The following is a 12,391-nucleotide window of genomic DNA, read 5'->3' as shown; positions in this document are numbered from 1 at the left end:
CCGCGTGTTCCCGGTCACCCCGGCTGTAATATGGCGCCCGATCGAAAACGCCCGCCGCGCGGGCCTGAGGTGGAAATCCCTGATGAGTAAAACCGACCGTCATGCAGATGCGGATTCAACCGCGCTCGGGCGGCGGTATGTGGCACTGCTCTTCGCCGATCTTTCCCAATCGACCGAGCTGGCGGCGGCACTGGAAGCCGAGCACTATGCCCAGCTCCTCGCCGCGCTGCGGCGCGCCTACCAGGACATCATTCCCACGCACGGCGGCCTCGTGGTGCGCGTGCAGGGCGATGGCGTGCTCGCCATGTTCGGCTACCCCGCCACGCGCGAGGACGACGGCCGGCGCGCGGTGGAGGCGGCCCTTCAACTTCACGAGCGCGTGCGCGGCATGCACCTGGAACTCACCGGCGTCCCGCCGCTGAGCCTGCACACCGGCATCCATTCAGGGCTGGTGCTCCTCGGCGTCGGGGACATCGAGCGAGGTCGCTTCGAGTTGCTCGGGCCAGTGCCCAACGTGGCGGCACGCCTGTCGACGGCGGCCAGCGCCAACGAGATCCTCGTGAGCGAGGAGAGCCTCGGGCCGGCTCATCGCTTCTTCAGCACCGGTCCGGCGAGGTCGTTGGAAATCAAGGGCCAGGCGGTGCCCATGACGGTCTATGCCGTTGACGGCCGGGCCGGACTCGCGCAGCGCCTGGACAACCTGGAACGCTACCGGTACGCGCCGTTCGTCGGGCGCCGGGCGGAAAGCGATCTGCTCGAGGCGCGTCTGGCCGAAGCCATCGCCGGACGGGGCCATTGCCTGGCCGTGGCCGCGCCCGCCGGAATGGGCAAGACGCGGCTCATCGAACGGGTGCTGGCCAGCGCCGCGGCGCAGGGCTGCAGCGTGTTGCGCGGCTACTGTGAAAGCGATCTGGGCGCCGAACCCCTGCAGCCCTTCGTCCAGATCGTCGAATCGCTTTCGAAGGAGATGCCCGCCAGGGCCGCCGACGGGCTGTGCGAGCTGTTCAGGGACCTGGCGCAGCAGGCCCCGCTGGTGGTCTTCATCGACGACTGGCAATGGGCCGACGAGCTGTCGAAGCAGGTGCTCGCGGCGCTGCGCAGGCTCGGCGACTGCCGCCTGCTGATCGTGCTCGCGACACGCGATGCGAAGGCGGATGGCGTTTTCCCGGTCGCGAACGAAACCATCGCCCTGGCGCCGCTCGGCGACGCGGAGGCCGCGCAGGCGATCTCGGCACGTCTGCCCGCCGTCGACCCCTTCGTCGCCGCGGAGATCGCACGCCGTGCGGGCGGCAATCCGCTGTACGTCGAGGAACTGTGCCATTCGATGGCGCGCGGCGACGTCGGCGCCGCCGGGCGCCCGCGCGGCAGCGCCGGATGGTTGAGCCACCTGGTGGAGTCGCGCGTGCAGCACCTGCCGCCGGCGCAGACCGAACTGGTGCGGGTGGCCGCGGTCATCGGCAACGTCATCCCGGTGTGGCTGTTCGAAACGATCACCGGCGCGGCCGCGGACAGCGCCCTGGTGCGTGGCCTCGCGGAGCAGGATTTCATCTTCCCGGGCGAGCTCGCCGGCACCTTGCGCTTCAAGCATGGCGTGGCGCGCGACATCATCTACGAGTCGGTCGGGCTGCACGAGAGGCAGCAGCTGCACCTTCGCATCGCGCAGGCCATCCAGCGGCACAGCGCCGCGATGGACCAGGACGAAGCGCTGGAGGCGCTGGCCTATCACTTCGGCGCGGGCGGCGATGGCACGGGTGCCGCCCACTACGCGGAACTGGCAGGGGACAAGGCCCTCAAGGCCTCGGCCCTCGACCGTGCCCGCGCCCAGTACCGGGCCGCACTGGCCGCCCTCGACAAGCTGCCCGACTCATCGGAAGCCGCGCAGCGCTGGGTGTCGATCGTGCAGCGCCTGGGCATGGTGTGCGTGTTCGACCCCTCGCGCAGCGAACTGGCCCTCTCCACCCGCGCCGTCCACCTGGCCGAGCAGTTCGCCGACGCGGCCTCGGTCGCGCGGGCCCGCTACTGGCACAGCTACATCAGCTATTCGCTCGGCGATGCACGCTCGGCGATCGTGCATGGCGAACGCGCGCTCGCGGAAGCCGAAGCCATCGGCGACGAGCCGCTGGCCATCCAGATCGTGGCGACCCTGGGCGAGTCGCATGTGCTCGCGGCGCATTACGACGCCGGTCTTCAGCTTCTCGATCGCGCCATCGAGGTCAAGCGCCGGCACCGCAGCGGCCGGCGAACCAACGTCGGCCTGGTCTATTCGCTGGTGTGCAGGGCCTACGTGCTGGGTGATCGCGGGCTTTTCGAGCGGGCGTATGAATGCTTCGATGACGCGCTGGCCTGCATCGTCGACGAGACGCACGAGATCGCCGCGACGCTCCACGGCTGGCGCAGTGCCGTGCTGTTGTGGCAAGGCTGCTGGCGCGAGGCGCGTGAGACGGCCATCCGCTCCGGCCGCATTGCCGAGGCAACGCGAAGTCTGTCGCAGCTCTCCATCGCGCAGGCCATCGCGGGCTATGCGCAGTGGAAGCTCGAGCAGGCGCCGCAGGCCATCCAGGCCATCGTCGAGGCGACGGACTGGATCGCGCCGCGCGAGAGCGGGCTGTTCCGCTCCTTCAACCACGGCTGGCTGGCCGAGGGCTTCATGGGCCTGGGGCGCCGCGAGGAGGCCCGGCGCCACGCCGCATTGGCGCTCAGGCGTGCGCGCGAGCGCGACCTGATCGGCGTGGCGATGGCCTTGCGGGCCCTCGCGCGCGATGCCGCCGTGCACCGGCCCGAAGCCGCCGGGCGCTACATCGAGCAGGCGCTGCGCGTGGCACGCGAACGCGACTCGGCCCACGAGGTCGCCGTGACCCAGCTGTGCGCCGCCGAGATCGCCATCGACCAAGGGCACACCGGGCAGGCGATGGCGCTCATCGACGAAGCCACCGCCGCCTTCGACACGATGCGCATGGCGTGGCACCTGGACGAGGCTACCCGGCTGCGGGCGCTTGTGACGGGCGTTGCTGCGTAAGCATCAGCAGCACGGGCGAACCGGTCGGTCGTAGCGTGCCGGCTTCGAAGAGCCCCGCGATCAGCCCGAGCATCACGCCGACGCCCATGCCGTAGCCGGGGCAGGCGTGCTCGGTCGCCACGCTGCTCGACGGATCGCGGCTGCCGCCGAACATCATCTCGTCGGGGGCGGCCGCATCGGTCAATGCCGAGGCAATGCCGAGCACGACGCGCTGGTCTTCCCCGGGCTCGCCGTCCCTGGCACCCACCACCTGGCCGTTCACGACAGGGCAGCGCCAGAGCTGCTCCGGCACGGGGCGCTTGCGCATGGTGCTCATCACGCCGCCGCGCAGCGCCCGGCGCGCGCGTTCGTACGGATCCGACACCGTCGTCTTCAGGTCCGCCAGGCGCTGCTGGTATTCCCACAGCGACTTCTCCCGGGTCCATGTCTCCATGGTGCGCAGGTAGTTGCCATAGACCGTCGGAGGGAAGCCGAGCAGCACGCCCGAGATGCTCCTGGCGATCACCTTCTGCCGTTCCTCTGGCTTGATCGCTTCGACTTTCTGCAAGCCGTCCACGATGGACCGGGCCAACTTGCCGAGCGGCTTCTTCCGATCGAGCAGCTGCTTGACTGCGTCCAGCACCGCCTTGCCCTGCACCTTTCCGGTTTCCACCGTCTCGGGTCGCGGATGCGGATTGAAGATGAAGTGCGACGCGGAGAAGAAATTGCCGGGGCAGCGCGGCGGCTGCGGATTCCCCGGCTCGCGCCCGCCCACCTCCATGAGATTCCCGGGCTGCCCTGGGACTGCCGAGGGTTCGGGCAGCCCGATCCATTTCGTGCAAAGCGCGGCGAGCACCTTTTCGGCCAATGTGACGAGGTCGACTGGCGCACGCTTCGATCCGTCGGGATTGGGGACTGCGAATTCCATGATCCCCTTCAAGACCTTGTCGACGATGGCGAAGGTCAGGTCGAAGGCCTCCCTTTCCGTGATCGCCTCGATGGCCTTGTTGATCACCGGCCCCTGCACCGCATGGCCCGTGTCCGCGTCCATGCCGAGGTGGTTGTGGCCCAGCGAGGCCGCCATGCGATGGCCGTAGCCCTGCACGGAGTACTTCTCGCCCTTGTCCTGCAGGATGCGCAGCACATCCGCCTGCAGCCCTACCAGCAGGCCGTAGGGGCGGGCGTCCTTGTAGCCGCCTTCCTGACGCACCTGCATCCAGGTGTTCGCCGACACGGACCTTTCGGGGTCCGGGTCTTCCAGGCGCTGGCGCCAGTGATCGAGGGCAGTGGCGGGCGGCCAGATCGGCGGCAAGACCGTCGCGGCACTCGTCGCCGGCTGCCGGCGCAGCGCGGCCAGATGGCGCAGCGCGTCCATCGAGGGCACGAACAGGTACAGGCCCCATTGAAGCGTGGCGAAAGGCTTGTCACCCAGGTCGACACGCAGGATGTCGTTTGGCGAGCCGCTTTCCAGGCAACGGAAGGTGCGGCGGTCGCCGGGCTTGGGAACGGCCAGGAACGGGTCGGCCTGCGCCGAGGACACGCCCGAGCTGTTGCCGCCGGCAATCCAGCGCTGGATCACCTCGAACTGCTCGGAGATGCTCGCGCAATAGGCCATGAACACGATGCCGCGGTCGGCGTTCGGCGCGGCGCCTGGATTGGCCTTCGGATCCGCGTTTGCGTCGAGGCGTTCGCCGTAGGACATCCCCGCGCGCACGATGCGCGGCATCGGCTCGCGCCCGTCGCGCGGATTGGCGCGCCGCACATGGGCGTGGAAGGGGCATTGCCGGCCGTCGGCATCTTTGTCGTAGTCGAAGTCGTTGCCCGAGGCCGGGGCGACGAGCGGCGTGCCGTCCTGACGCCGGCCCATCATCTTTTCGAGAATGGCCTGCTTCCTTTTCGCTTTGGCGTCCTCGTCGCCCAGGCCCTTGTCCTTCAGGTGCGAGTCCAGCGCGGCGTGCAGGTGGTCGAGGTGCTGGCGCAGCTTTCTCACGACGAGGAAGGTGCCGTCCTGCAGGAGCGCGGGCGGAGCGGATTTCGGGTCGGGCCTGTCGCCGAGGCTGTTGTCGCGGCCCAGGAAGAGATCTCCAGGGGGAACCGTGTCGCGTGGCAGCGGGGGGGGCTCGACTTTCTTGAGGCCCGGTTGGCTGAAGCCGTCGAGGAAGCCGAAGTGCTCGCGACCGTTCGCGTTCGATCCTTCGCGCCAGCTGCGCGTGGGCTGCACGGCCACCACCTGCATGCCCACCGACGCCGGGGTCAGTCGCGAGATCGCACCCGCCAGTTGCGGATGCAGCGCTGCGGAGGCGGATTCCGGCTTGTCGTCGGTGAGCCGCATCATGAATGCGACATGCACGGTCGAGAGATCGACCCGGCTGTTCGGATCGGTCTTCAGGTTTTCGTCGCAGCGCTCCGGCCGCGGCCAGAAGTCGGGGTGGTTGGCCCGCACGTCGCCGAGGAGCCCGGCGCGCGACTCCATGCCGTCCATGAATTCCCGCGGCAGCGGATCGAGCTGCTCGGCGGAGAACCCGAGGGCGCGCAGTCCCGCATAGGTGAAGGCGACGTTGCGGCGGATGCCGTCGGCGTCCTGAGCGCCGTGGCCGCTGATCGGTGCCTCTTGCAGCCAGGCCACGGCCTTGTTCGGGTCCTGCACGCGCAGGAGGACCAGGCAGCCGTGGGTGGCGCTGCCGCGGTCTCCCACGATGCCGGCCTGCACGGCATCGGTCGGCGTGAACGAATCGTCCGGGGGCGCGGCGTTGCCGGCGTCCTTCTCGCCCCCGAGGAACCATGCGAGTTCCTCCTTCGCCGCGTCGGCAATGACGTGAAAGAGCGGATGGTCATGGAGCCTCGGGAGGATCTCATTGAAGTCCTTGAGGACCTCACGCGTGAAGCGCAGCAGGATCCGCCGTTCGGTCGTGCTCGTGAAAAGCGGCGAGAGCCGATACAGGCCCTTCAGCGCCCGAAGCGAAGTGAATGCAGCGGCCTCCGGATGCGCCACCGCCTCTGCCTGGCCTTCCCGGATCTGCAGCACCGTGGGCTTCACGCCATAGCCGGCGATGAGGCGATCGGCCTGCGCTGGCTCGGCGGTCTCGCGCTGGATGCGTTCGATGTGCTCCAGGTAGGACTGGTCGCTCGATGTCACCGACGAGTCGGCGAAGAAGAGCCCCGCCATCTGCTCGTTCGCGCGCACCCAGCGGCAGTAGGTGTCGTAGTTCGATGTCTTCGAGCCCGGGTAGCCGTCGCAGTGGCAGAAGAGCGCATCCAGCAGGAAGCCGATGTCCCGGTAGATGACCCGCATGTACGGCTCCCAGCCGCCGTCGAAGGTGACGTTGAGCGAGAGCCGGTAGCGTCCCGGCGTGCCGTCGGCGGCGATGGGGCTGTCCGGCGGGACCACCGCGTACCGGAAATTGCGCAGGATGCCGAAGCGGCCGAGCGCATCCGGGAACTGCGGGTCGACCAGCGTGGCCTCTTTCAGGTTCTGGCGCGCCTCGTTCAGCGCGTCGAGCAGCCGATGCAGCCGGTCGACGTACGTCATCGTCTCCAGGCCCTCGATGAAGCCGGTCTTCACCGGCGCAAGCACGGCAAGATTGGTGAGCCCTCCGAGCTCGCCGCCCGTGACTTTGGTTCGCATGGGGTTCTCCTCGTTCTTGTGAGGCCACCGGCCGTGGCCCATCGGACAGACTAGAGCATGTGCCAGCCGGCCGCATCCTTCATGTTGGGGACAACACGCCCCGGCCTGCGTTCGAGGCCGGCCCGGGCGCGATCGCGCCTTCGCCGCTAGACTCCACGCCGTGTGCGCCGCCGGCGCGCATCAAACCGCTGTTCGCAGAAGGCAGATCCCCATGGCCCCGTCCCGGTCTCGCCCCCTGTTGAAAGACGCGCCGCGCGCCGGCAGCGCCACGCGCGAGCCGTTCGACGGCAAGCTGCTGGTCATGCTGCTCAATGGCATCCAGAAGGGCATGGCGGCGCGGATGGAGTTCCAGGCGATCGTCGACATGGTGGGCGACAAGCTGCGGGAGCTGTTCGATTCCGGCGACCTCAACATCGTCTGGTGGGACGACAAGACGAACCTCGTGCAGGTGCTCTACCGCTACGAGCACAACAAGCCGCTTCCCCTCCCGCCGGCCCGGCCGCTAAAGCCGGACGGGTTCCTGACGGGCATCCTGCACCGGCGCGAGACGGCGGTCGCCAACACCCGCGAGGACCAGACGCGGGTCGGCGTCGGCCCCGCGCCGGGCACCGACTGGGCGCATTCGATCGTGGCCGTACCGATCATTGGGAGCGATCGCGCGCTCGGCATCATCGCGCTGCAGAACCACGAGCGCGAATACGCTTTCGGCGCCGACGAGATCCGGTTGCTGGAGACCGTGGCCGGCAGCCTGGGACTCGCGCTGGAGAATGCGCGCCTGCTCGACGAGACCCGCCGGCAGAGCCGCGAGATGCAGGAGGCGCTGGCGCACCAGACGGCGGCGGCCGAGGTGCTGCGGGTCATCGGGAGCTCCGTGGCCGACCCCGGTCCGGTGTTCGACAAGATCCTCGAGTGCTGCGAGCGGCTGTTTGAAGGCAGCTCCTTCGCATTGATGATGCTCGACGCCGATGGCCAGCTCGCCTTGACCCGCTGGCGGGTGACCGCCGCCGGCCGTGCGGCGATCGGCGAGCAGCGCACGGCCGACCTCGTCGCGGCAATGCAGGCCAACTATCCGATGCCGGTCGCCGGCACCTCGGCCGAGATCTGCTTCCGTACGGGCGAGGTCGTGGAGTTCGCCGACGTCGCGAACGATCCCTGCGCGCCGCTGGTGCTGCGCCGCAATGCCGAGCTGGCGGGCACCAGTTTCGCGAATCTCGCGGCGCCGCTGCTGTGGGAGGGCCGGGGCGTCGGCATCCTGAGCATGCAACGCACCGAGACCGGCCCGTTCCGGCCGAGCGAGCGCGCGCTGCTCAAGACCTTCGCCGACCAGGCGGTCATCGCGATCCAGAACGCGCGCCTGTTCAACGAGACGCAGGCGGCGCTGTACAAGGTCGAGGAGCGCACCGCCGAGCTGACCGAATCGCTCGAATACCAGACCGCGGTGAGCGACGTGCTGCGCGCGATCAGCGAATCGCCCACCGATGCGATGCCGGTGTTCGACGCCATCCTCGACTGCACCATGTGGCTCTTCGAGGGGCCGGCTTCCGCGATCTTCACTTTCGACGGACGCCTGGTGCACCTCGCCGCCACGCGCAACTGGTCGCCGAAGGCGCTGGAGGTGGCCGCCACCGTGTGGCCCGCGCCGCCCGATCCGCGCCAGATGAACGGCCGGGTGATCCTGGAGCGCCGCTCGCTGAGCAATGACGACGCCTGGGCGGACCCGGACTACGACCCGGCGCTCGCCGACGTCGAGGTGCGGCGGCGGATCATCGCCGCGCCGCTGCTCAAGGACGGCGTGCCGGTCGGCGCGATCACCACCGCCTGGCCTCAGCCCGGCAAGTCGCCGCAGCGGCAGATCGACCTGCTCGATCTCTTCGCCGAGCAGGCGGTGATCGCGATCGAGAACGCCCGGCTCGCCAACGAGACCCGCGAGACGCTGGAGCGCCAGACCGCCACGGCCGAGGTGCTGCAGGTCATCAGCGAGTCGATGGAGAACGCGCAGCCGGTGTTCGACAAGATCCTCGAAAGCTGCCAGCGCCTCTTCGCGGGCACCCAGCTCGGCATCTCGCTGGCCGGCGGCGACGGCATGATGCACCTGGCCGCGCACAGTGGACCGGCACGGGACGAACTGGAGCGCTACTACCCCCGCCCCATCGACCACTCGCCGATGGGCGAGGCCATGGCCGGACCCGAGGTGCTTCATCTGCCGGATGCGCTTGCAGAGCCGCAGCTTCCGCCCTTCATGCGCGAGCTGGCCGAGCACATCGGCAACTACGCGGTCATGCTGGCGCCGCTGATCTGGGAAGGCCAGTACATCGGCTCGATCCACGTCGCGCGGCAGCCGCCGGGGCCGTTCGAGGACAAGGAAATCAAGCTCCTGGAGACCTTCGCCGACCAGGCGGTGATCGCGATCCAGAACGCGCGCCTCTTCAACGAGGCCAAGGAGGCGCGCGCGGCGGCCGAAGCCACCAACGAGGCGAAGAGCGCCTTCCTCGCGACCATGAGCCACGAGATCCGCACGCCGATGAACGCGGTGATCGGCATGAGCGGTCTGCTGCTCGACACGCCGCTCGATGCCGAGCAGCAGGACTATGTCTCGACGATCCGCGAATCCGGCGATGCGCTGCTGACAATCATCAACGACATCCTCGACTACTCGAAGATCGAGGCCGGGCGGATGGATGTCGAATCGCATCCCTTCGACCTGCGCGATTGCGTGGAATCGGCGCTCGACCTCGTGAGCGCGCGCGCGACGGAGAAGAAGCTCGACATCGCCTACGTCTTCGAGGGCGAGGTGCCGGTGGGTGTGTCCGGCGATCTCACGCGGCTGCGGCAGGTGCTGCTCAACCTGCTGAGCAATTCCGTGAAGTTCACCGAGCGGGGCGAGGTGGTGCTCACCGTCACTTCGGAACCCCTGGCCGACGGCGAGGTGCGGCTGACCTTCGCGGTGCGCGACACCGGCATCGGGTTGTCGGAACAAGGCAAGAGCCGGCTCTTCCAGTCCTTCTCGCAGGCCGATTCGAGCACCACCCGCAAGTACGGCGGCACGGGGCTGGGCCTGGCGATCAGCAAGCGGCTGGCCGAGCTGATGGGCGGGACCATGTGGGTCGAGAGCGCCGGGCCGGGCACCGGCTCGACCTTCTTCTTCACCATCGAGGCGCCGGTGGCCGAGGCGCCGCCGAGCAAGCGGTCCGTCTCGGCCGGCATACAGCACGAGTTGCAGGACAAGCGCGTGCTGATCGTGGACGACAACGCGACGAACCGTCGCGTGCTCTCGCTCCAGACCGGCCGGTGGGGCATGCGCCCGCGCGACACCGAATCGCCAGCCGAGGCGCTGCGCTGGCTCGATGCCGGCGAACGCTACGACCTCGCGATCCTGGACATGCACATGCCCGAGATGGATGGCGTCGATCTCGCGCGCTGCATCCGCACCCACCATACGGCACTGCCGCTGGTCCTGTTCAGCTCGCTGGGCCGGCGCGAGGCAGGCGACACCGGGGCGCTCTTCAACGCCTATCTCTCGAAGCCGATCCATCAGTCGCAGCTCTTCGACACGCTGGTCAGCCTGCTCGCGCATGAGGCGCCGGCGCGGCCGGTCGCAAGCGCGGCGCCCAGGCCGCAGATCGATTCGTCGATGGGCGAGCGCCATCCGCTGCGCATCCTGCTGGCCGAAGACAACGTGGTGAACCAGAAGCTCGCGCTGCGCCTGCTCCAGCAGATGGGGTATCGCGCCGACCTGGCCTCCAATGGCATCGAGGCGGTGGAGTCGGTGCAGCGCCAGGTCTACGACGTGGTGCTCATGGACGTGCAGATGCCCGAGCTCGACGGCCTCGACGCCACCCGGCGCATCTGCGCGCTGCTCGGCCCCGGCCAGCGGCCGCACATCATCGCGATGACCGCCAACGCGATGCAGGGCGACCAGGAGGCCTGCCTCGCCGCCGGCATGGACGATTACGTCACCAAGCCGATCCGGGTCGAGCGGCTGGTCGAGGCCCTGGGCAACGTGCCCGCGCGCAACGACCGCTGATCCCACTGTCCGTGAGTTCCCCCCCTAAAAAGGGGTGATCGACGCGCCGGAAATTTCAGCGTAAGCTAGAAGAAGGTTCTACCTCCCGATACGCAAGAAGCGCTTGTTTTCGTATCAGAACAAGACGAACTTGCGAAGCAGTTCATCCCTGCGGTGGCAGACCGGTTCAGCACCATCGATATCGACCGCGGAGCGTGTATGGATCTGAGGAGCGAACAACTGGCCGAGGGCATCGAGAAGATCAGCCTCGTCGGCCGAATGGACAGCGTCGGCGGCCACGACATCAACACGCGACTCGCCGCGCTGGTGGCGAGCCGCAAGATGCTCGCCGTGGTGGACATGTCCGAAGTCTCGTTCCTGGCCTCCATCGGCATCCGCACCCTTGTCGTCAACGCGAGGGCGCAGTCGCTGCGCGGCGGCGCGATGGCGCTGGCAAATCCACAACCCGTGGTGGCGGAGGTGCTCAAGATGGCAGGCATCGATTCGATCATCCCGGTGTACCCCGACGTCGATTCCGCCTTCAGCGCGCTGATGGCGTCATCTGCCGAAAGCCGCTGATGGACGCCGCCGCCGGGGAGCCGGGTGCTTCCCTCATCGTCGACAACGCCCTGCGCGAGCTCCCGCGCATCAGCGCCTGGGTGCACGACTGGGCCGAGGGCCAGCACCTGCCGGAGCGGCTGGCGCACAACCTCGATCTCTGCTCGACCGAGGTGGTCACGAACATCGTGACGCACGCGGCCGGCGAGGGCGCGCAGAGCATCCTGCTGCGCCTTGGGTGGCAGGGCGACGAGGTGGCCCTCGAAGTGGTGGACGAAGGGCGCGAGTTCGACCTGCGGCAGGTCCCCGAGCCCGCTCGAGCCACCAGCCTGCGCGACGCGAAGGTCGGCGGCTGGGGCATTCCGATGGTCCGGCATTTTTCCGACGGCGTGCGCTACCGCCACGAGGACGGGTGCAATCGCCTGACGCTGTTTTTCCGTGCCCCGGCGCCGCCCTGACCGCCGCCGGGACCGCAGCCCGATGTCCGTCACTGTTCGATCCGTTTTCGATCCGTTCAATACGCAACCGAGGAGATACGTCGATGGGAACTACAGCCAAGCCCGTACCAAGCATTGATCCGCAAGCCGCGCTGGCAGCTCAGGCCGCCATGGCGACCCGTGGCAACGGCTCTGCCGATGCCTCCGGTGTCGACAAGATGCGCGAATTGCTGTTCGGCAACCAGATGCAGGACTACGACAAGCGCTTCTCCGTCATGGAGGAACGCTTCCAGCTGCGATTGCGCGATCTCGAATCGGAGTCGACGCGAAGCCTCGGCGGCCTCGAAACGACGATCAAGAAGCAGCTCGAATCGGTCGCCGGCCAGTTCCGCGAGGAAAAGGACCTGCGTGCCGATGCCGACAAGGAACTCGAGCGCAGCCTGCGCGAGCACACGCAGGCGCTGGAGAAGCGCCTCGCGCAGGTCTCCGACCAGCTTGCCCGGCAGGAGCGCGATTTCACCGAACGCCTGAACCACGAGGTGCAGGCCCTGCGCGACGAGATGCGGCGGCGCCAGGACGACATGCGCGCGACCACCGAGCGCATGTTCGCCGAGCTCGGCAACGTCAAGACCGATCGCAACCTGCTCGCCGGCCTGTTTGTGGAGATTGCCAAATGCCTCAATCAGGACGTCGCGCCGAAGGGCGTCAACGGCAGCCAGACGGGCTGAAAGGGCGGGCGAGCCGCTCCGTGCGACCGGACGCCATCACGGCCG

6 protein-coding genes are annotated in these 12,391 nt (G+C 68.5%); 5 read left to right on the top strand and 1 reads right to left on the bottom strand.

Translation table 11 applies throughout. The annotated features are described in order from the left end of the window. Positions 1-82 precede the first annotated feature (82 nt). Positions 83-3,016: an ATP-binding protein gene (locus BLW05_RS14515; RefSeq protein WP_093163556.1), complete on the top strand. Its 2,934-nt coding sequence runs from the start codon at positions 83-85 to the stop codon at positions 3,014-3,016. Here the strand turns inward: BLW05_RS14515 and BLW05_RS14510 are convergent. Beyond that, entirely contained in the window at positions 2,976-6,620 is a 3,645-nt protein-coding gene (locus BLW05_RS14510; RefSeq protein WP_177142664.1) for a Dyp-type peroxidase, read from the bottom strand. The genes BLW05_RS14515 and BLW05_RS14510 overlap by 41 nt on opposite strands. A gap of 211 nt (positions 6,621-6,831) precedes the next feature. Here BLW05_RS14510 and BLW05_RS14505 point away from each other — a divergent pair, with 211 nt between their 5' ends. The 4 genes from BLW05_RS14505 (at position 6,832) to BLW05_RS14490 (ending at position 12,346) form a co-directional block, all read left to right on the top strand. Continuing rightward, entirely contained in the window at positions 6,832-10,644 is a 3,813-nt protein-coding gene (locus BLW05_RS14505) for a GAF domain-containing protein (protein ID WP_093163553.1), read from the top strand. 198 nt (positions 10,645-10,842) lie between these two features. Further along, positions 10,843-11,202: an STAS domain-containing protein gene (locus BLW05_RS14500; protein WP_093163551.1), complete on the top strand. Its 360-nt coding sequence runs from the start codon at positions 10,843-10,845 to the stop codon at positions 11,200-11,202. Continuing rightward, positions 11,202-11,639, top strand: a complete 438-nt coding sequence (locus BLW05_RS14495; protein ID WP_093163549.1) for an ATP-binding protein — start codon at positions 11,202-11,204, stop codon at positions 11,637-11,639. The genes BLW05_RS14500 and BLW05_RS14495 overlap by 1 nt, the downstream gene beginning before the upstream one ends. An 83-nt stretch (positions 11,640-11,722) precedes the next feature. Then, entirely contained in the window at positions 11,723-12,346 is a 624-nt protein-coding gene (locus BLW05_RS14490; RefSeq protein ID WP_218135169.1) for a hypothetical protein, read from the top strand. Positions 12,347-12,391 lie beyond the last annotated feature (45 nt).

It is taken from the genome of Variovorax sp. YR216, from assembly GCF_900107745.1.
In the GTDB taxonomy this organism is placed as follows: domain Bacteria; phylum Pseudomonadota; class Gammaproteobacteria; order Burkholderiales; family Burkholderiaceae_C; genus Variovorax.
This window is presented reverse-complemented; position numbering and strand designations above follow the sequence as displayed.

What these genes read in the sequence shown, in the direction of transcription:
- BLW05_RS14510 (WP_177142664.1), bottom strand. Translation starts at nt 6,620, where the DNA reads ATGCGAACCAAAGTCACGGGCGGCGAGCTCGGAGGGCTCACCAATCTT.
- BLW05_RS14495 (WP_093163549.1), top strand. Translation starts at nt 11,202, where the DNA reads ATGGACGCCGCCGCCGGGGAGCCGGGTGCTTCCCTCATCGTCGACAAC.
- BLW05_RS14500 (WP_093163551.1), top strand. Translation starts at nt 10,843, where the DNA reads ATGGATCTGAGGAGCGAACAACTGGCCGAGGGCATCGAGAAGATCAGC.
- BLW05_RS14490 (WP_218135169.1), top strand. Translation starts at nt 11,723, where the DNA reads ATGGGAACTACAGCCAAGCCCGTACCAAGCATTGATCCGCAAGCCGCG.
- BLW05_RS14515 (WP_093163556.1), top strand. Translation starts at nt 83, where the DNA reads ATGAGTAAAACCGACCGTCATGCAGATGCGGATTCAACCGCGCTCGGG.
- BLW05_RS14505 (WP_093163553.1), top strand. Translation starts at nt 6,832, where the DNA reads ATGGCCCCGTCCCGGTCTCGCCCCCTGTTGAAAGACGCGCCGCGCGCC.